17 protein-coding genes are annotated in these 20,157 nt (G+C 68.3%); 5 read left to right on the top strand and 12 right to left on the bottom strand.

The annotated features are described in order from the left end of the window. The first annotated feature begins 20 nt into the window (after positions 1-20). Positions 21-3,227, top strand: coding sequence for a glycoside hydrolase domain-containing protein (locus ABZS29_RS13525; protein ID WP_355461600.1), 3,207 nt, complete (start codon positions 21-23; stop codon positions 3,225-3,227). Here the strand turns inward: ABZS29_RS13525 and ABZS29_RS13520 are convergent. Further along, positions 3,213-4,643 carry a DHA2 family efflux MFS transporter permease subunit gene (locus tag ABZS29_RS13520; RefSeq protein WP_355461598.1) on the bottom strand — a complete coding sequence of 477 codons (1,431 nt, stop codon included), beginning with the start codon at positions 4,641-4,643 and terminating at the stop codon, positions 3,213-3,215. The two genes, ABZS29_RS13525 and ABZS29_RS13520, sit on opposite strands and share 15 nt — an antisense overlap. A gap of 212 nt (positions 4,644-4,855) precedes the next feature. Between ABZS29_RS13520 and ABZS29_RS13515 the strand changes: the two genes are divergently transcribed. Then, positions 4,856-6,445 carry a hypothetical protein gene (locus ABZS29_RS13515; protein ID WP_355461597.1) on the top strand — a complete coding sequence of 530 codons (1,590 nt, stop codon included), beginning with the start codon at positions 4,856-4,858 and terminating at the stop codon, positions 6,443-6,445. A 58-nt stretch (positions 6,446-6,503) separates the two neighbouring features. Continuing rightward, the gene (locus tag ABZS29_RS13510) at positions 6,504-7,052 is read left to right on the top strand and encodes a TetR/AcrR family transcriptional regulator (RefSeq protein WP_355461595.1); all 549 of its coding nucleotides are present in this window, start codon (positions 6,504-6,506) and stop codon (positions 7,050-7,052) included. A gap of 418 nt (positions 7,053-7,470) precedes the next feature. Here the strand turns inward: ABZS29_RS13510 and ABZS29_RS13505 are convergent, their stop codons facing one another. The 7 genes from ABZS29_RS13505 to ABZS29_RS13475 all read right to left on the bottom strand — a co-directional run bounded on the left by ABZS29_RS13505 (position 7,471) and on the right by ABZS29_RS13475 (position 14,312). Further along, the gene (locus ABZS29_RS13505; RefSeq protein ID WP_355461593.1) at positions 7,471-8,028 is read right to left on the bottom strand and encodes a hypothetical protein; all 558 of its coding nucleotides are present in this window, start codon (positions 8,026-8,028) and stop codon (positions 7,471-7,473) included. After that, a complete protein-coding gene (locus ABZS29_RS13500; RefSeq protein ID WP_355461591.1) occupies positions 8,025-9,341 on the bottom strand; it encodes a DUF58 domain-containing protein in 1,317 nt (438 codons plus the stop codon). Before ABZS29_RS13500 ends, ABZS29_RS13505 begins: the two co-directional genes overlap by 4 nt. A 28-nt stretch (positions 9,342-9,369) precedes the next feature. Next, positions 9,370-10,398, bottom strand: coding sequence for a MoxR family ATPase (locus ABZS29_RS13495; RefSeq protein WP_355461589.1), 1,029 nt, complete (start codon positions 10,396-10,398; stop codon positions 9,370-9,372). Between the two features lie 6 nt (positions 10,399-10,404). After that, a complete protein-coding gene (locus tag ABZS29_RS13490; protein WP_355461587.1) occupies positions 10,405-10,995 on the bottom strand; it encodes a hypothetical protein in 591 nt (196 codons plus the stop codon). Beyond that, positions 10,992-11,741 (bottom strand): DUF4129 domain-containing protein, encoded by a 750-nt coding sequence (locus ABZS29_RS13485; RefSeq protein WP_355461585.1) that lies wholly within the window; start codon positions 11,739-11,741, stop codon positions 10,992-10,994. Before ABZS29_RS13485 ends, ABZS29_RS13490 begins: the two co-directional genes overlap by 4 nt. Before the next feature lie 166 nt (positions 11,742-11,907). Further along, positions 11,908-13,320 (bottom strand): proprotein convertase P-domain-containing protein, encoded by a 1,413-nt coding sequence (locus ABZS29_RS13480; RefSeq protein ID WP_355461583.1) that lies wholly within the window; start codon positions 13,318-13,320, stop codon positions 11,908-11,910. A gap of 104 nt (positions 13,321-13,424) precedes the next feature. After that, positions 13,425-14,312 carry a helix-turn-helix transcriptional regulator gene (locus ABZS29_RS13475; protein WP_355461581.1) on the bottom strand — a complete coding sequence of 296 codons (888 nt, stop codon included), beginning with the start codon at positions 14,310-14,312 and terminating at the stop codon, positions 13,425-13,427. 169 nt (positions 14,313-14,481) lie between these two features. Between ABZS29_RS13475 and ABZS29_RS13470 the strand changes: the two genes are divergently transcribed. Beyond that, positions 14,482-15,561 carry a GTP-binding protein gene (locus tag ABZS29_RS13470; protein ID WP_355461579.1) on the top strand — a complete coding sequence of 360 codons (1,080 nt, stop codon included), beginning with the start codon at positions 14,482-14,484 and terminating at the stop codon, positions 15,559-15,561. On the opposite strand, the gene ABZS29_RS13465 is transcribed toward ABZS29_RS13470, so the two are convergent. The 4 genes from ABZS29_RS13465 to ABZS29_RS13450 are packed head-to-tail and all read right to left on the bottom strand — an operon-like array spanning position 15,550 to position 19,702. Continuing rightward, positions 15,550-16,233 (bottom strand): maleylpyruvate isomerase N-terminal domain-containing protein, encoded by a 684-nt coding sequence (locus tag ABZS29_RS13465; RefSeq protein ID WP_355461577.1) that lies wholly within the window; start codon positions 16,231-16,233, stop codon positions 15,550-15,552. The two genes, ABZS29_RS13470 and ABZS29_RS13465, sit on opposite strands and share 12 nt — an antisense overlap. Positions 16,234-16,242: 9 nt before the next feature. Beyond that, positions 16,243-16,992: an aldolase/citrate lyase family protein gene (locus ABZS29_RS13460; RefSeq protein ID WP_355461575.1), complete on the bottom strand. Its 750-nt coding sequence runs from the start codon at positions 16,990-16,992 to the stop codon at positions 16,243-16,245. A 9-nt stretch (positions 16,993-17,001) separates the two neighbouring features. Beyond that, the gene (locus ABZS29_RS13455; protein ID WP_355461573.1) at positions 17,002-18,531 is read right to left on the bottom strand and encodes an acyl-CoA carboxylase subunit beta; all 1,530 of its coding nucleotides are present in this window, start codon (positions 18,529-18,531) and stop codon (positions 17,002-17,004) included. A gap of 7 nt (positions 18,532-18,538) precedes the next feature. Next, entirely contained in the window at positions 18,539-19,702 is a 1,164-nt protein-coding gene (locus tag ABZS29_RS13450) for an acyl-CoA dehydrogenase family protein (RefSeq protein WP_355461571.1), read from the bottom strand. Between the two features lie 67 nt (positions 19,703-19,769). Between ABZS29_RS13450 and ABZS29_RS13445 the strand changes: the two genes are divergently transcribed. Then, on the top strand, positions 19,770-20,156 hold the full coding sequence (locus tag ABZS29_RS13445; RefSeq protein ID WP_355461569.1) for a MerR family DNA-binding transcriptional regulator: 387 nt from the start codon (positions 19,770-19,772) through the stop codon (positions 20,154-20,156). Position 20,157: the final 1 nt, after the last annotated feature.

The following is a 20,157-nucleotide window of genomic DNA, read 5'->3' as shown; positions in this document are numbered from 1 at the left end:
CGAACAGTGAGGAGCTGGTCATGAAATCTCCCGGCCTCGTAACGGCCGTCGGCCTTGTCACCCTGTCCCTGCTGACCGCCCAGCAGGTCCTGCCCGCGGGTGCGGCGGCGCCGGTCGTCTGGGTGGTGAACAACGCCGACCATGTCTTCTCCTCGTCCCCGCGCCCCTCGGGCGCCGCCGCTGCGATCGAGCTCGACGCCGCCCGCGGCGAGGTCGAGGGAGCGCAGGTCCTGATCCGGCCCGACAGCAAGCTCACCGACGTCCAGCTCGGTACGCCGCAGCCGCTTACCGGTCCCGGTGGCGCCCAACTGCCCGCCGGCGCGATCACCGTCCGGCGTCAGTACAACCACCCTCGAATAGTCGTCCAAGAGCAGGACGCGAATCTGCAGGACCCGCAGCTGCCCCCGGACGGCAGCCGCAACTACTACGACGCACTGGTCGACAACACCCCGGTCGAGGTCGGCGCGAACTACACGCAGGCCTTCCACTACGGCGTCACCGTCCCGGTTGGGCAGGCACCGGGCGTTTACACCGGCACGATCGCCGTACGGAACAGCGCCGGTGACATCACCGTGCCGGTCCGGCTGACCGTGCACAACGTGACCGTGCCGCCGGCGAACCAGTCGGCCTTCAAGATGAACAACTGGTTCACCTCCGTCGGCTGGGACTACGACGGCACCCAGCGCGCCATCCCGTTCCAGTACGACGACGCAGCGGCGTACTCGCCGAACTGGTGGCGAGTGATCGGCAACTTCGCCAAGCTGCAGGCCAGGCAACGCAACAACGTCACGTACGCCGACTTCCAGGCTCTGCTGATCCCCGGCACCACGATCGATGCAGCGGGCAACTACACGTTCGACTGGACGAACTTCGACCGGTTCGTCCAGCTGTTCGTGGACGCCGGCGCGATGCAGTACATCTACACACCGACCCTGCTCGAGTCGATTCCGGACGCCGCGCATCCCAAGCTGGAGATGCTGAAGAACGTCAACGGAGTCACGACCAGGGTCGTGGTGGAGCCGAACACCAGCGAGAGTACGGCGTACCTGCGCAAGGTGTTCCCGGCCCTGAAGGCGCACCTCGACGCAAAGGGCTGGACCGACCAGTTCTACATGAGCGCGCTCGACGAGCCGACGCATCCGAACCAGGCGGTCGCCGCGGCCTGGCTGTACGACGTGTACAACGACTACTTCCCGAAGCCGCTCACCAACGAGGCGCACGGCAGCACGTTCGACCCGGCCGCGGCCGCGAACATCACCACGATGACGCCGTACACGGAGAACTACGAGGACAACGCCGGCTTCTGGCAGAAAGCCCGCCGCGACGGCAAGGAGCTGTGGCTCTACACCTGCATCGTGCCGCAGAACCGGCACATGAACCGGCTGATCGGCGACCCGCTGGCCAAGACCCGGCTGCTGCCCTGGCTGGTCTGGAAGATCGGCGGCAAGGGCTTCCTGCACTGGGGCTGGAACTACTGGCACCGTGGGACCGGCGACAACAACAACCCGGCCTACAACACCTTCGACGACTACCAGACCGGCGACACCTTCATCGTCCGGCCGAACAAGGCGGCGTACGACGTCTACGACAGCATCCGCGGTGAGGCGCAGCGCGACGGTCAGGAGGACTTCGAGCTGCTCAGTCAGCTGGCCAAGACCAAGCCGCGGACCGCCCAGGCGATCGTGGAGTCCGTCATCACCGACTTCTCGGTGTACGACCGATCCGGCGCGACTGTGACGAACCGTCATCAGCAACTCCTGAAGGCGATCGCCTCCACCGCACCGGACGACAGCGGGGCGACTCCGTTCAGCGACGACTTCTCGGGCGGGTCGGACAACTTCCGCTTCGGCGTGGCCCGCGAGCCCAGCAACCCGGCCACCGGTCACTGGAGCGTTCAGAACGGCGAACTCGTCCAGTCTTTCACCGGCCCGTGGATCACCTCCGCGGCCGCCGTGGAAGGTCGCCGGTACCGCGACGCGGTCGTCGATGCGGATCTTCGAATCACCGGGACCAACGGCAACAACGCCAACTGGGCCGGTCTCACGCTGCGCAGCATCAACGGCACCGACTACCAGACCGGCTATCTCGCCGCGATCCGCAACAACGGCGAACTGTTCCTCTATCGGGGCGACAAGGAGCTGGCCAAGGCGGCGATCCCGGGGTATCAGGCCGGCCAGTGGACGCACCTACGGTTGATTGCCGAGGGCACCAAAATCCGCGCGTACGCCGGAAGTACGCCGTACCCGCTGATCACGGTCACCGACGACTCGTACGCCGAGGGCTCGGTCGGCGTGGTCACCGGCGGAGCCGCGGCCCGGTTCGACAACGTGCGGGTCAATCCGGGAACCAATCCCGCGGCCGGTTCGACGGTGACCGCGACCAGCTCCTACGAAGCCGACGGCTGGAGCAAGCCGGCGCTCACGGACGGCAACCGCGGATCCTCCGCGCAGAGCAACGGCTGGAGCAGCGACTCGAACACCTCGGTGAATCACTCCGAGACCGTCACCGCCGACCTCGGAAAGGCGGTCCCGGCCGGTCGCGTGGACCTCTACCCGCGCACCGACGCCGCCACCGGCTTCCCGATCGATTACAGCGTGGAGGTCTCGGCCGACGGCTCGGCCTGGACCAAGGTCGCTGACCGCACCGACGCCGCCCAGGCGCCGCAGTCCGTCGACTTCGCCGCGCAGCAAGTGCGCTACGTCCGCGTTACCGGAACCAACCTCCGCAAGGATCCCTTCGGCGCCTACCGGATGCAGCTGGCCGAACTGGAAGTTGCTGGCGGCAACTACGCTGCGGGTCGCCCGGTGACGGCATCGACCTCGTCGGAGTACCTCGACGACGGCTGGCGACGCAGTGCGCTCACCGACGGCATCACCACCTCCAACCTCAGCTACTCGATGGGCTGGAGCAGCGAGGTCGGACCGGCCAACGGTACGGCGTCCGCGACCGTCGACCTCGGCGCCGCGACGCGGATCAGCCAGGTGACACTGGCGCCGCGAACCGATCTGAAGGCGGGCTTCCCGATCGACTACGCGATCCAGGTCTCGCTGGACGGCGCCAACTGGACCACGGTCGCCAGCCGGACCGCACAACCCCAACCGCAGCAGCCCGAACAGCTGACCTTCGCCACCACGACGGCCCGCTACGTCCGGGTGGCCGGGACCAAACTCGATCCCGGCCCGGCCAACGAGTACCGCATGCAACTGGCAGAGCTAGAGGTTCGCTGACCGCCGGCGGCCTGGGAGAAGCAGGGCGACCGCCGCACCGACTGCCACGACTGCGGCGCCGACCCACACTGCGGGCACCAGGCCGTCGACGTACCGATCGGGGGTGTCATAGGCACCGGCCGAAGCGAAGACCGAGACCAGTACGGCGATGCCCATCGCGACGCCGATCTCGCGAACCGTGCTGTTGGCGCCCGAGGCGACCCCTCGGTCGGCGTCGGTGATGTGAGCCATCATCACGCTCGCCAGCGGAGCGAACGTGAGCCCCATCCCGACGCCACCGAGGATGAACGGGACGAGCAGCTCACCGAAGGTGACCCCGGCCGTGACGACGAGCGCCATCCAGCTCAGCGCGATCACCAGCAACCACTGACCGCTCGCGACCAGGACCCGCGCGCCGACCCGGTCGACGATCAGACCGGCGATCGGCGCGACCACCATCGGCGCCATCGTCCACGGCATCGTGCGCAGACCGGACTCCAGCGGGCTGTAGTGCTGCACGACCTGGAAGAACTGCGACAGCAGGAAGACCGATCCGAAGACCCCGAGCGAGAAGGTGAACCACACGACGTTCACCACGCTGAAGGCACGGTTCCGGTACAACCGCAGCGGGAGCATCGGCGCGGTCGTCCGGCTCTCCCAACCCACGAAGGCCGCCAGCAACACCACCCCGGCGATCAGCGAACCCAGTACGCCGCCGGATGTCCACCCGTCGTCCGCGCCGTTCACCACAGCCCAGACGATCGCCAGCACGCCGACGCTCGACAGTCCGAGCCCGACCAGATCGAGCCGCTGCTTGATCCCCCGCGACTCCGGGAAGACCCGCGCGGCCAGCACGATCGCGACGACCCCGATCGGCACGTTCAGCCAGAAGATCCACTGCCAGCTGAGTCCTTCGACGACAGCCCCGCCGACGACCGGGCCGACCGCCACCCCGAGCCCGGAGATGCCACCCCAGATGCCGATGGCGGCACTGCGCTGGCCCACCGGCACCGCACTGGCGAGCAAGGTGAGCGCCAGCGGCATGACCGCGGCTCCGCCCGCTCCCTGAATCGCGCGAGCGGTGATCAGCATCCACGGCTCGGTCGCGAACGCACACGCCGCCGAAGCCAGCGTGAACAGCGCGATCCCGGCCAGGAACAACCGACGCCGGCCGAGCCGGTCGCCGAGCGCGGCCGCGGTCAGCAGCAGCGCTGCGAAGGACAGCGTGTACGCGTTGATGAACCACTGCAGGTCGGAGAGGGCGGCACCGAGCTCAGTCTTGATCACCGGCAGCGCGTTCGTCACGACCAGGTTGTCCAGCGTGACCATGAAGGTCGGGATCCCCACCGCGGCCACCACGGCAGCGAGGCTGCGGCTGCGGTTCCGGCCCGGCATCGCCGCGGCGGGCGGCTGCTCGTCGAGAGCGGTCGACGTCATGTTGAGCTCCTAGTTGTAATTCACTGATAACAAGCTTGATCCTCAAAGTATGCATTGACTGATAACTTGTCAACCCTGGTCTCGGGAGGGGTCGAGTTCCGCCTGGCGGGAATTTGGTTCAGTCAGCTTGGTAAACGCTTGCCACAGTCTCGGGCGGACCGGATGATGGCCGCCATCAGGCAGTTCTGTTCCGCCCAACAGATAGGTGCTCGATGACGAACCTCTTCAGCCGACGCAGCGTGCTCGCCGCCGGAGGAGCCGCAGCTCTGGGATCGCTGGGCGCGGGCCCGGTCGCCGCCACGACCACCGGCCGGCTCTGGCAGTCGGAGCGGGTGCGCTACGACTCGAAGTACCGGCTGGTCTACACCGCCGACGCCGAAGGGAACCGGATCCCCGACTTCAGCTACGCGGGCTACCGCAACGGCGACAGCCCGATCCCGCACGTCCGGACAGTCAAGACCGTCGGTCCGATCGAGGGTGACAACACCGCCCATCTGCAGGCCGCGATCGACGAGGTCGGCCTGCGCACCCCGGACCGCAACGGCTTCCGCGGCGCACTACTCCTTGCTCCGGGCAACTATCCGGTCGCCGGGACGCTGCGCGTGAACCGCTCCGGCGTCGTACTGCGTGGCTCCGGCGACGGCCCGGATCCGGCCAAGAACACGGTGATCCTGGCGACCGGCAATACGCCGGTGTCGCGCGATGTCGTCGTACTGGGTGGGTCGGTCAGCACCGGCTGGCGCGGCGAGGTCGCGGGCACCCGGACCGACATCACCAGCGACTGGGTACAGGTCGGCTCACGATCGTTCGAGGTCGCCGACGCGAGTGGGTTGAAGCGCGGCGACAACATCGTGATCATCCACCCGTGCACCGAGGCCTGGCTCGCGTCGGTCGACCACGGCGGTACGGCGACCGACGCCGGCTGGACGGTCGACAGCCAGCCGATCACCTATAACCGGTTCATCCGCTCGATCCGCGGCACTACGGTGACTGTCGACGTACCGATCTTCGAGCACCTGCGGCGCTCTCGGTCGCAGTCCTACCTGTACGTCTGGGACCGCGCCGGCCTGGTGACCGGCGTCGGGCTCGAGAGCCTGCGGATCGACATCCAGTTCGCGGGCGACCCGGATGTGGACGAGGCCCATGCGTGGGTCGGGGTGAAGGTGCGCCAGGTGGAGGATGCCTGGGTTCGCGACAGCACGTTCCTGCACTTCGCGAAGGCCGGCGTCGAGACCACGGAGGCGACCCGCGTCACCATCCGGAACTGCCGCGCGCTGGATCCGGCGTCGGTGGTGACCGGCGGACTGCGCTACAACTTCAACTGCGAGTCGTACTCGCAGCAGGTGCTGTTCGCGGACTGCTATGCCAGCAAGGCCCGGCACGCCTTCATCTCCAACGGCGCGAGCAGCGCCTCCGGCATCGTCTTCCTCCGCGGTACGTCGGAAGGCGCGCTCGCGTCGAGCGAAGGCCACCGGCGATGGAGCCAGGGACTGCTCTGGGACAACCACCGCGACATCGCCCCGAAGGTCGACCTCACCCTCGGCATCTACAACCGCGGCGACTACGGCACCGGCCACGGCTGGGCGACCTCCCACTCGGTCGGCTGGAACTGCGACACGGGAACCGCGAAGCTCGTCGTACAGAAGCCGCCGACCGCACAGAACTACGCGATCGGCTGCCGCGGCGTCGTCACCGGCGACGGGCCGTTTGCCCAGCCCGCCGGGTACATCGAGGGCGCGAATCGCCCCGGGCTCGTCCCGCCGTCGCTCTACCAGGCGCAGTACCTCGACCGGCGCCGCTGAGCGGTTGTATGCATCGACTGATAACATCAGTCGTATCGAGCCACTGACGGAGGACCGGATGACGAAAGTACGGCTGACCGCGGCCGAGCGCGGCGAGGAAGTTCTGCAGGCCGCCGTCCACGCCTTCGGCGCCTCGGGCTACCAAGGCACCAAGACCGACGAGATCGCCCGCCTCGCCGGCGTCTCCCAGCCGTACGTCATCCGGTTGTTCGGCACCAAGCAGCAACTCTTCCTGGCCTCCGTCCGCTGGGTCTGCGACCGCATCGAACAAGTCTTCCGCGAAGCCGCCGAAGAGTCCCCCGACCTCGCCAGCCTCGCCCGCGGCTACGAAAAAATGTCCGAGGAACGTGAGCTCCTCCAAGTCCTCCTCCAAGGCTTCTCCGCCAGCGCCGACCCCGCCATCGGCGACTGCGTCCGCGAAGGCTTCGGCAGCATCTACCGCCTCATCCGCGACCTCACCGGTGCCTCCCCGGTCGAGGCCCGGGAATTCCTCAGCATCGGCATGCTCCTGACGGTCATGTCGGCCATGCAAGTCCTGGGCCCCGACGCCCACCCCGCGAAGTGGGCCGAAGAGATCCAGTCCACCTTCACCATCTCCACCGACTGACGCGCTATTCGGTAATAAAGGGTCATATAGCGCCCAAAAGTTTCCGTCCAACGCACTTAACCCCCGCCAAAGCCCGACGACCCCTAGCAACGGGCACGCGGCGCCAACGCCCGCGGTGGCTGAGCTTGCCTTCGGCCGATCAACCGCAGGTGGTAGACCGCCGCGGTGGCTGAGGTGCTGGTGCGGTCGGCGACCAAGTGCACGCCACCACGGGCTGACGGGCTGTGGTTGCTCGCCCGGGTGCTTCGGCTGCGCTAAGCGGTGACTTTTAGTCGTATAGCGCCCAAAAGTCACCGACCAACGTGAGTCGCGCGTTACGGCACGGCGTTGGCACCAGTTCGTGGCGGTGTGGAGATCGTGCGGTGGGCGTGAACAAGGAATGACCTGTGGTGGGCGCCGCTTCTTGTGCACGCGCGGCTTATGGCTCGGCCGGCGGGGTGGGGGGTTGGCTGGCGGTGAACCAGATGGCGGTGGTTGCCAGGAGGAGTGCGCCTACGGTGACGAGCAGGGAGCCGGGGACGTGGGCGCCTTGGACGAGGGCTGCGGCGATGGCGATGACGGGTGCCGTGACGGCTGCGAGGGCGCTGGGGAGTAGCCAGCGGCGGAGGGCTTGGCGCTTCACTTGCACGTACGACGGGAGTTGGGCGGCGAATGCGGTGGCCAGGTGAGTGGCGACGAGGGCGATTGCGGTGAGGACTAGTTGCCAGGTGATCTCGGCGGGAGCGCGAACCAGCCAGCCGATGGTCACCGTGAGGAGGAACACGACGCCGGCCAGGGAGTCGGGCAAGACGACAGTTGCCACTAGCAACGGGATCGCCAGCATCGGGACGACGTCCAGTTCGTCCCAGGGGGCTGTGGCCGGCAGCAGGATTGCCAGGGCGCCGGCGGCGGCGATGACGGAGCGGGCGATCAGGACTCCGCGGCCGGTGTCGCGGAGTTGGGCCAGCCAGAGGGTGAGTTTTTCGGCGACGGTCATGAACGCATCCTTGGGGCGGAGGCCAGGCGGGCGGCGTCGCGGAGGACTTCGTCGAGGGTGCCGGAACCTCGCCAGGGGACGGTAGGAACGCCGAGGTCGCCTAGCCGGTCGAGCTCGCGGCGGCGTTCGAGCAGGCGGAGGCGCCAGGCCAGAGGCCAGGAGCGTTGGTCGTGTTCGCTGAGGTCCATGACCGAGGCCACGTCGGGCGGCAGGGTGTCGACGGCGATGACTGTGCAGCCGGAGTGGACGAGCGTGACGACGTAGCCGAGAACGACCTGGCGGAGCAGAGGGCTCAGCACCAGGACGAGGCTGTCGGACCTGATGCGGTTGCGTTGGGCGAGTTGGTCCTGGTCGGGTTGGCGGCCTCGGCGGTCGGCGTGGACGAGGACGTCGAGGATCCGGCGAAGGTGACCGCGGCCGCTGCCGGAGCGGACGCCACGGACCAGGTTTCCGGTGTCGACGAGGCGGACGCGGTCGCCGTGCCGCAGGTAGTGCTCGGCGATCGAGGCGGCTGCCCGGACGCCGGTGTCGAGGCTGCTCGAACGGCCGTCGATGCCTTCGCTGACGCCGACCTCGCCGCCGGTGTCGAGCAGGATCACCACTTCGGTATCGCGATCCGACCAGGTCGAAGTGACGTGCAACTCACGGGTCCGAGCGGAGACCGACCAGTTGATCCGCCGCAACCGGTCACCGGTGCGGAACGGCCGAACTCCGGCCAGCTCCGTCCCCTCGCCTGGCCGCCGCGAGCGATGCAGCCCGACCAGCCCAGCCGGCCGCGGCATCGCATCCACGGCCTCGAAGCCTTCGCGCAACGGCAACGTCGTCACAGTCGACGCACCTGCCGAGCGCACCGGGACCCGATAAGCACCCAACACCGACGTAGCCACCACGGTCGGCTTCTCCAAAGCCCGCAATCCCCACCGCTTGGCCCGGACTCCCACCTCCAACGACACCCCACCGTCCTCACCTTCAGACGGTCGGACAGGCTCAGCAATCGCGGCTTGCCGAGGTGAGTAGTCGAACCACTTCGACCGCGGCAGCGCGGCGACGATCAGGTCGATATCCGGATCCACCGTCCCCGAAGCCCGCAACCGGTACGTCGTCGCCTGCCCCTCGAACAGCACATCCGCATCGAGCTCGGTCTGCACCTCAGGCTCGGCCCGCGGCCGGAGGAACCGGCCCCACACTGCAAGGAACGCCAGCGGCAACCCAAGCACAGCAGCATCCGGCCGACGCGCCACCACGGCGATGACAAGCAGCACCGCGGCCACCACGACCACGCGGACGTGGGCGTGCGTCGGCTGCCACTTCATGACCCGACTCCCCCAGCCATGGCGCGTCTCAACGACCAGCGCCGGCAACGGTGGGCGGCGTCGGGACAGCGCCAAGCACAGCCCTGACCACAGTCGCTCCGGTCACGTCGTGCAGCCACAACTCAGGACGCACGGTGATCCGGTGCGCGAGCGCCGGAACCGCAACCGCCTTCACATCCTCCGGTACGACGTAGTCGCGCCCCTTGATCACCGCGTAAGCCCGCGCGGTGAGCAGCAGCGCGAGCGAGCCACGTGGCGACGCACCGACCAGCACCTGCGCGTCACGTCGGGTCGCTGCCGCCAGATCGACGCAGTACTGCCCGACGGTGTCGTCGACCGTGACCGTCTCGACGGCCTGCTGTGCTGCAAGCAGACCCGCCGCGTCGGTGACCGCGTCGACCTTCTGGTCCTCGCTTCGGCGACTCATCCGGCGGCGCAGCACCTCCCACTCCTCGGCGGCGGTCGGATAGCCGAAGCCGATCCGCAGCATGAAGCGGTCGAGCTGGGCTTCGGGCAGCGGGTAGGTCCCCTCGTACTCCACCGGGTTCGCCGTGGCAAGTACGTGGAACGGCACCGGCAGCGGGAAGGTCTGGCCTTCGACCGTCACTTGGTGCTCCTGCATCGACTCCAGCAGCGCGGCCTGGGTCTTCGGCGGTGTCCGGTTGATCTCGTCGGCCAGCAGTAGACCGGTGAAGATCGGGCCCGGCCGGAAGACGAACTCGGAGTCCTTCTGGTCGTACACGAACGCACCTGTGACGTCAGACGGCAGCAAGTCCGGCGTGAACTGCACCCGCCGGAACTCCAGCCCGAGTGCCTGGGCGAACGACCGCGCCGCCAGGGTCTTGGCCAGCCCCGGGTAGTCCTCCAGCAGCACGTGTCCGCCGGCCAGGATTCCCGCGAGCACCAGCTCGAGCGCCTCGCCCTTACCGACGACGGCCTGGCCCACCCGCTCCAGCACCCGACGGCTGAGGTCGGAGACCTCCGGCAGCGCCAGCTCCCGGCCCACGCTCCCGCCCGGGCTGATCACGTCGGCGGGTCGGGTCTCGGAATCGGTCACGGTTCCTCACAGGTTCTCGATGGTCTGGATCGCGGCCTCGATCTCGGCGAGGCCGGCGATGCGTCGGTCGTCGGAGGTGATCAGGTCCCACAGCTGGTCGCCGACGAAGGCCCGGGCGCGCTCCGGGTCGAGGTCGGGATCGATCCCGTGCCGGTGCACGAGCCGGTCGATGGTCAGCTCCAGCAACAGCGGCTGGATCCGTCGCGCGAAGGTGTACGACCCTTCGCCGTTGCGCCGCTCGCGACCCGACTCCTGCAGCCAGGTCGCGATGAACTGGGTCCGGTTGTCGTTGCTGTGGGCCCGGGCAGACGCAAGCTCCTGATCGTGCCGAGCGGGCCAGTTGGTCTCGAGCAACTGCGGGCCCAACTGCCGCAACGCCACCGACCCGAACCCGACCGCCAAGGCCGTCGCGACGAACCAGAGTGGTCGCGGCGCCATCCCGGCTGCGCCGAACGCACCGACCAGCAGCAGACTGGCCACCACGGTGAAGCCGACATGCTGCAGCAGCATCTTGTTGAACCGCAGCGACCGCACCGGCGTCTTCGGTGCAGGCGGCGGCCTGTCCTCGTCCAACGGAGTCCACCGGTACGACGTCATCCGCGCACCTCCCCGCCATCCGGCGAAGCAGGCGTGGCCGACGTGGCGCTGGCATGGACCGCGGACAGGTCGTCCCGCAACCGCAGCAGCGCCGCCCGAGCTTCGGCCCGGGACTCCTCACTGGAGCCGTGCGTCGAGAAGCGAGCCTCCCGATACAACTCGCCCAGCCGAATCAAGTGTGGCTCGGAGATCCCACCCACACCCAGCACCCGCACGGTGAACTCGGCAGGCGTCTCCGCCGGCTCCCGCGCGACGCCGGCCGACGCGGCCGCCTCCTCCAGCGCGACCCAGCAGGCGATCACCGCGTCGGTCGCGCGACCGGAATCGATCCCGGCCAGCCCGGTGTCGACCGCCTCCGCGAGCTTCTGCGCGGCGACCCGCTCCCAGTCGGGGTCGGGCTCGACCGTGGTCGGCAGCTGCACCCGCCGGAGCACCCGATAGATCAGCAACCCGATGAACACGAGCAATGCCGCCCCGGCCAGCCAGAAGAGGGCTTGGAAGAGCGCCGCGATCCAGCCCGGCGTCTCCCGGGGCTTCCTCGGCGCGGTGGTGGGCGCGGAGAGGGTCGGTCGGGTCTGCTGTGGTGGAGTCCGGGTCACCTCCGGCATCGGCTTCGGCGACAACGTGCTGTCGCTGACCGGCCGCACCGAACCGCCCGCCGAGGCCAGCACGACGAATCCGGCGCCGGCGATCCCGAGGATCAGCACGACGACCAGCGCCAAGCTCCCACGACGGTGCGTCAACATGCTGGGCAGGCTAGCCGATGAAAAGCGCTTACCAAGCCCGAATTCCGCTATCTGCTACCTGAGTGCGCAGAGAATGCCGACGGAGTGCGCACTGAGTTCCTGCACCCCCGTGGCATGAACCGGCCGCCCGGGCCCAAAGTCCGGACGGCCGGCGCATGCTGCCGGGCTAGACGGTGATCGACCAGCCGGTCAGAGTGCCGGTGTCACCGGGACCGTTGTCGCCGATCCGCAGCGTCCAGGTACCGGCCGCGGTCTCGTCGGCGGCGACGTCGTACGTCTTGCTCGCCGGCAGCGGGTGGCAGCTGAAGCCGCCGCTGCGCTGCAGGTAGTACCAGCGGCCGCTCGGCGAGACCAGGCTGATGTTGAGGTCCTCGAGGCAGGTGTGGTTCCCCTCGACCTTCACCTTGACCGGGCTCTGGGTCCGTCCGGTCGCCGTCGACTTGACCGTGCTGATCGTGGTCTGGAAGTCGCGGATCGGGTAGTCGGTCGCGTTCGCGAAGGTCCGCTCGCCCGGCTCCGGGTCGGGGTCCGGATCGCCGGGCGTACCGGTGAGCAGGGTCAGGTTCCACTTGGTCAGCGCCTCGGAGACCGGCTGGAAGATCGAGTTGTCCTGGTCAGTGGTCGAGCAGGTCGAGTTGCCGCCCGAGTGCAGGCCGACGGCCTTGTCGCCGCGCAACCACGCGCCACCGGAGTCACCGCCCTCGGAGCAGGCCGAGGTCGTCGTCAGCCCCTCGACGACAGTGCTGCCGTAGTCGATGGTCTGGTTGACCGCACTGACCTTCCCGCACTCCCAGTTCGGCGCCGTGTTGCCGGAGTGGCAGACCGTGTCGCCGACGATCGCCTCGGCCGCACCGGCGACCGTGACCGCGGGCGAGCCGTAGGTGTTGACGTTCGGCGAGATCGTCCAGCCCGCCTCGGTGACCGCGACGACACCCATGTCGCCTTCGCGCGCGTTCACGCTGCGGCTGCCACCGACGTTCGACGTACCGAGCTTGTTGCTCTGTCCGCTCGCGCCGTACGCCGCCTGGTTCGCGTCGTTGGTGCAGTGGCCGGCCGTCAGGAAGTGCTTGTTGCCCTGGGCATCGGTCGCCGGGAAGCCGACGGAGCAGTTGCTCTCGCTTCCGGGCCACCACGGGTCGCCCGAGTTCACCTCTCCGGACTGCTGGTGGAACGTGGTCGCCACCGACTCCACCCGTACGCCGTCCAGCCCGCGGAAGGCAGCGCTGCCACCACGTGCTTTGACCACGACCTGGTTGGTGACCGGATCGATTCCCCAGCTCCGCAAGTTGTCCTGCGTACGAGCAATCCGGTCAACCGCAGCCAGCAGGTCGTCGAGCTGCTGCTGTGTGCGAGCGACGACCTTGGGCGTCGCTCCGGCGGCCCGGGCCTGCGCAGCGGCGGCCTCGCTGGTCACCGCGACCACCAGACGGCCGTTCTCGATCCAGCGACCCGCTTGCCCCGCAGTGGCGGGCAGGTTGGCCGAGACCTGGTGCGGTTCGGGCGGTGCGGCGTTCGACTGGACCGGTACGGCGATCAGGCTGCCACTGAGCAGCAGGACCGCGGTGAATCTGGTTCGCATGGTGCACTCCTCGGAGTTGGGACGGTGCACCGAACCTAGGAGTGTGACCGGCAAGTGAAAATCGCCGGAACCCCTTTCACAGTTAAGTTTCCGGGCTTAACAGTTCACTTGTCCCAGCTCCAGCGGAAGCCGTGCCGGCCAGGCCCGAAGTTCAGTACGACGTCGTGCACCTCAGGCGCGACGTCGACCACCCGCGTCTGCTCCTCGGCGTCGTCGAGCTGCGAGTACGCCGTACAGCTGGCGGGGAGCATGCTCGGGTCGAAACAGACCTCCAGCACGAACTCCCGCACCGGCAACCGGAACTTGCGCTCGTAGTTCGTCGCCGGCGGATACGGCGCCACGTTCACCAGTTCGTGCTCGGTGATCACCGTCTCGCCCTTGCGCAGTGGGCGGTCGAAGAGCAGTTCCGCGACCAGCAATCCATCCTCGGGACGCCGTACTGTGCGGCCGAGCGAGCAGTGCCGGAGCGGCCAGATGTCAGGCAACGGCCGGTCGTGCTCGTCCAGATGCATGATCACCACCCAGCGATCCGGGCCGTCCGCCTCAGCGCGCAGCACCTGCCGTGAGTGGTACGAACGCTCACCGCGGTCCGCGCCGACGAACACCCGGTCGTGCTGACTGATCCGGGTCAGCCGCTCATCCCAGCGGATGTCGACCTCGCGCACCGCCGCTTCCACCGCGTCAGGACGAGGCCAGTACGCCGCTACGTCGGGCCTATCGGGCACAGTGCTCAGCCAGCGACCGCGCGGGCGCGGTGGGCCCAGTGACGCGGACAGCGTGCCGGCGGGGACCTCCAGCACCTCTTCGAGCAGCGCCACCGCCGCCAGGGAGCCCCGGCGCTCCGGACGCGACCGGCCGGACTGCCAGTAGCTCAGCGTGGCCATGCTGACCGACACGCCTTGCACCAGTAGCCGCTCGCGGATTCGCTCCAGGCCGAGTCCGCGCGCCTGGATCGCCGCGCGCAGCACCTCGGCAAACTCGCGCTCGCCCATGCTCGCGACCTTAAGCACGAGCGGCCGCGCTGACCAGAGCACAAGCACTTAACTGTTAACAGCAAGGCCGGAGCGATTCCGCGGCAGCGCGGGAAATTCCCCGCCCTGACGGGAAAGTCACCCCACCCCAGCTCTGGACTGATGAAAACCGTTTTCATATACTCACGGCATGACCGCCCACGCGAAGACCCCTCTGTCCCTGCTGGTCGGGCTGTCCACGACGCTCCGGCAGCCCGTTCTCGACGCAATGCTGGATGCGACCACGGTGGCCGTGGTGGTCGATCAGGACGAGCTCCCCGAGCGCGGTGTGCTCACCTGGCGTGTGCTGGACGCGAGCGGTCCGATCGACGCCGGTGAGTTCACGGTGGACGACGACTGCGGCGCGTGCCAGCTGATCGAGTCGCTGATGCCGCTGCTGGAGACCCTGGTCGCGCGCAAGCACTGGAATCACGTGGTGCTGTCCGCTCCGCCGGCGATGGAGGCGCGTCCGCTGGCGTCCACGCTGGTCGCGCTGCTGCCGGAGATCATCGTCGACACGATCACGTGCGTGGTCGACGCCGTACTGCTGGTCGAGCAGCTGTCTGGCGACGAACTACTCGAAGAACGCGGCCTGGCGCTCGGACTGCCGGATCGACGCAATGTAGCCGAGCTGACCGCACGCCAGATCGAGTACGCCGATGTGTGCGTGCTGGCGAACGCTCATCGCAGCAAGGCACCCGACCGACTGCACAACCTCCTGCTGCACCTGAACCCGCGAACCACAGTGGTCACGGCCGACCCAGCCGGCGTACCGGATGGAGCAGTAGCGCGGACTGGGCTGTTCAACTTCGCAGCGGCGGAGGCGTGGGCAGGCGACCTCGCTGCGTCCGACCAGGTGCAACCGAGCGGCGAGGGCGTGACCACAGTGCTCTGGCGATCGACTCGTCCGCTGCACCCGGCCAGGCTGAACGAAGCGCTCGAGGACATCGTGGACAACGTCGTACGGAGCAGAGGCGTGGTCTGGCTGGCGAACCGGCCGACGCAGCGCGTGCGGTGGGAGTCGGCGGGCTATAGCGCTTCGCTGGGCACCCTCGGCGAGTGGGCGGACACTGAGCATCTCGCCGAGTGCACAGTGGTCGCTACCGGCATGGGACTCGACCCCGCCCGGCTGCAGTCGATCCTGGATGCCTGCCTGCTGACGGAGGCCGAGCTGGCCAGCATGGACTGGGAGGAGCTGGAGGACCCGTTCGCGGGGGTGCTACCCCAGTAACGGCAGGCGTTCTGCGTGCGGACCGAGCATCTCGAGGTCCGACTCGTCCAGCGCGAGCCGGCCGGTGCCTTTCAACACGTACGTCGTGGTGTCCCAATCGATCACGTCCCACGCCTCAGGGCCGAACAGTCCATCCAGCGTGCGCGCAGCCAGCCGTAGCGCCTCAGGATCGGGCTCTGGTGCGCCAGGAAGGTTCACCGTCAGATCGAGGTGATGAACGGTCGCCTCCAGCACCAGCGTCGCCACGAAGTCCCTCACCTCCAGCACATGCCCCTGCGTCTCGACACGGCCCTCAGCACGCGCAGCAGCCCGTACGGCGGCCTCGGACACCTCACGCCAGTGCTGCACCAGCACACCGGGCTTCCGGTACGCCGCCGCAACGCCGCGCACGAAACTGGTGTCGTCATCGGATCCCGGCGGGAAGTCACGCCAGTAGCTCACGAAGTCCCGGTCCGGCTCAGCCGTGGCTGGGCTGGCAAAGGCGATCAGGGCGCGCTGGGCGTCGTACAGGAGGTGCACCAGCAGCGGGCCGACCGGCATACCGGCGCATCTCGTCTCGCGGGCGAAGTCAGCGGTGCTCAGACCTTGCACGGTCTCGGTGAGCCGCCCGTAGGCCCGACCCAGCGTGCCTGCCACACCTCGTGGCAACGCACCGCGTTCGGGTGCTCTCATGCCGGCCTCCTAACTGCGCGCAATCCTCAGGTGCTCAGTCGCGACGGCCTCCAGGTGACTGAGGTCGGAGGAGACCGTTGCGAATGTGTATCCCTGCGCCAGACGCCGTCTGGCGTTCTCTCCGTCGAACGTGTGGATACCGACCGCTATTCCAGCGGCGGTGGCGGTCTTGGCGATCAGTGCGAGCGCCTCCTCGAACGGACCGGCGACATCGGGGTCCCCCGGGTAGCGGGCGCCGAGTGACAGGGCCAGATCGGCCGGACCGACGTACAGGCCGTCCAGTCCGGGCGTCGCACAGATCTCGGCGACGTTCTCCAGCGCCTGCGCGGTCTCGATCATCGCCAGGACGACGGTGGTCTCGTTGGCCTCGGCCGGCACCGCACTGATCCGTAGTGCGGACCGCATCGGTCCGAACGAGCGCCGGCCCAGCGGCGGGTACTTCGCCGACTGGACCGCGCGTGCCACGTCCTGCGCTGTGTCGATCAGCGGGATGATCACACCGAACGCACCTGCGTCGAGAGCGCGCCCGATCGGTGTCGGGTCGTTCGCCTCTACCCGGACCAGTCCTGTCGAGCCACCGGCGTCGATCGCCAGCAGCCCGTTCAGCAGACCCTGGTAGCCGATCAGACCGTGCTGGCCGTCGAGCACCACGTAGTCATAGCCGGCCCGCGCGATCCGCTCGGTAGCGGGTGGCGCGTCCAGCGTCACCCAGTACCCGACCTGCTGCTGCCGATTCCGTAGCCGCTCTGCGAAGGTCACCCCTCCACCCTAGACCGGCGGCACCCCGTGCCTGCGAGTGGAGAAGTGCCGGTCCTTGGACTGCGCCGCCCCGAGCCGGGCGATCAGGTCGTTGCGCAGATCCTCCGGCTCGACGATCGCGTCGATCACCAGATCCGCGGCCAGCCGCAGGATGTCGATATCGGTCTCGTACTCCTCGCGAAGCTTCGAGACGTACTCGACCCGCTCGGTCTCGTCGGCGATCTCCTGGATCTTGTTGTAGTACACGGCGTTGATCGCCGCCTCCGGACCCATCACCGCGATCTTCGCGGTCGGCAGCGCGATACACGCGTCCGGCGAGAAGCCGGGACCACACATCGCGTACAGCCCCGCGCCGTACGCCTTGCGCACGATCACCGAGACCGTCGGGACGGTCGCCTCCGACACCGCGGTGATCATCTTCGCGCCGTGCCGGATGATGCCGGCCCGCTCGACCTCGCTACCGATCATGAAGCCCGGTACGTCGCACAGGTAGATCAGCGGCACATTGAACGCGTCGCACAGCCAGATGAATCGCGCAGCCTTGTCCGCCGAGTCGACGAACAGTACGCCGCCCTTGACCGCGGGCTGGTTCGCCACGAACCCGACGACCTGCCCCGCCAGCAGACCGAACCCGACCACCAGCTCCGGCGCGTACGCCGGCTTGATCTCGAAGAACGTGTCCGCGTCGGTGATCGCGTCGATCACGTCGTGGATGTCGAACCCGACACTCTCCTCCACCGGAACCAGGTCCCGCGTGAAATCGCGGCCCGGCTCCGAGGCGTCGTACGACGGCGGCCGAGCCCGCCACGACCCCGGGAGGTACGAGAAGTACTGCTTGGCGAGCTCGATCGCTTCAGTGTCGTCGGCGGCGAGCAGGTCACCGCAGCCGGAGACGCTGGTGTGCATCCGGGCGCCGCCCATCTCCTCCAGCGTCACCTTCTCGCCGACGACCATCTCCGCCATCCGCGGTGAACCGAGGTACATCGAGGCGTTGCCGTCGACCATGATCACCAGGTCGCAGAACGCCGGGATGTACGCGCCGCCGGCCGCGGACGGGCCGAACAGGCAGCAGATCTGCGGCACCTTGCCGGACAGCGCGACCTGGTTGTGGAAGATCCGCCCGGCGCCGCGACGGCCCGGGAACAACTGCACCTGGTCGGTGATCCGGGCGCCCGCGGAGTCGATCAGCCAGAAGATCGGCAGCTCGTCGCGCAGCGCGACCTCGGTGATCCGGACGATCTTCTCGACCGTCCTGGCACCCCACGAGCCCGCCTTGACGGTCGGATCGTTCGCCACGATCAGCGCCGGCCGACCATCGACCAGCGCACGCCCGGTGACCACACCGTCAGCCGGCAAACCGGCGTTCAGCGCGTTCGCGAGCTGTGCCTCCTCGACGAAACTGCCCTCGTCGACGAGCAGGGCGATCCGGTCGCGGACGTACAGCTTGTTCTGGCTGTCGAGCTTGGCTTTGGCCTTCTCCGGCGGCGCCAGGGTCGCCTCGCGGGCAACCTTGACCTCGGTCCAGTGATCGCGGGTCATCTGGCCATCATTCCACTGGGAGGCCGAGGCCTCGGGCGATCAGCATCCGCTGGACCTCCGACGTACCCTCGCCGATCTCGAGGATCTTGGCGTCGCGGTAGAACCGGGTGACCGGGTACTCCTCCATGAAGCCGTAGCCGCCGAAGACCTGCGTCGCGATCCGGGTCGCGGTCACCGCGGACTCGCTCGCGTACAGCTTCGCCACCGAGGCAGCCTGCTTGAACTCGGCGACCGAAGCGCCGGCGTCCTTGAGCGCGGCGGCCTTGTAGACCAGCATCTCGGCCGCGTCCGCCATCACCTTCAGATCGGCGATCTGGAACGCGACCCCCTGCTTGCGCCCGATCGGACCACCAAACGTCTGCCGCTCACCGGCGTACTGGACGGACATCTCCAGACAGGCCCGGATGCACCCGAGCGCCACCGCGGCGATCGCGACCCGGCCGTCGTCCAGCGTCGCCAGGAACTGCGCGAAACCCTTGCCGCGCTCACCCAGCAGGTTCGCCTCCGGCACCCGTACGCCGCTCAGCGCCAGCGGATGCGTGTCGCTCGCATGCCACCCGAGCTTGTCGTACGCCGGCTCCGCGACGAATCCCGCCGTACCGGTGGGGACGATGATCGTGGAGATCTCCGGCTTGCCGTTCTCCCGCGTGCCCGTCCGCGCGGTCACCGTCACGCACGACGTGATCGAGGAGCCGGAGTTCGTGATGAACTGCTTCGACCCGTCGATCACCCACTCGCCGTTCTCGAGCGTCGCCCGCGTCTTGGTCGCACCCGCGTCCGACCCCGCGTCCGCCTCGGTCAGCCCGAACCCGGCCAGCTTCTCCCCGGCCACCAGGTCCGGCAGCCAGCGCTGCTTCTGCTCATCCGTCCCGTAGGTCAGGATCGGGTTGATCCCGAGCCCGACCGCGGCCTCGAGCGTGATCCCCATCGACTGGTCGACCCGGCTGATCTCCTCGATCGCCACGCACAGGCTGGTGAAGTCGCCGCCGGAACCGCCGTACTCCTCCGGAGCGGTCAGCCCGAACAGCCCGAGCTTGCCCATCTTCTGTACGACGTCCACCGGGAAGTGGTGCTTGCGATCCCACTCCGCCGCGTGCGGCGCGATCTCCGCCTCCGCGAAGTCGCGCACACTGCGCCGGAACTCGCGGTGCTCCTCGGACAACTCGAACATGCCAACTCCTCTGTGCTTGACGCTTACGTAAACGTAAAGCACAGTGGGGCGGGTGCACAATATCCGGGTGCCCGACACGTGGACGATCGCCGAACTGGCCGCCGAGTACGACGTCACCCTGCGCACGATCCGCTTCTACGAGGACCGCGGCCTGCTCACCCCCGAGCGCCGCGGCACCGTCCGCGTCTACCACCCCCGCGACCGCGTCCGCCTGGGCCTCATCCTCCGCGGCAAACGCCTCGGCTTCTCGTTGGACGAGATCGCCACCATCGTCGACATGTACGACGCCGAGCCCGGCGAAGAAGGCCAGCTCGAGTACCTCCTCGCCCAGATCACCACCCGCCGAGCCGACCTAGAGCAGCGTCGCCAAGACCTAGAACAAACCCTCAAAGAGCTCACCGAACTGGAAGCCCGCTGCCAAGCCGACCTGACCGCCCTCCGGCAGCGGACCTGAC

This window comes from Kribbella sp. NPDC005582, assembly GCF_040605415.1.
Classification (GTDB): Bacteria; Actinomycetota; Actinomycetes; order Propionibacteriales; family Kribbellaceae; genus Kribbella.
Note: the sequence above shows the minus strand (reverse complement) of the source record. Positions and strands in the feature narration are given on the sequence as shown.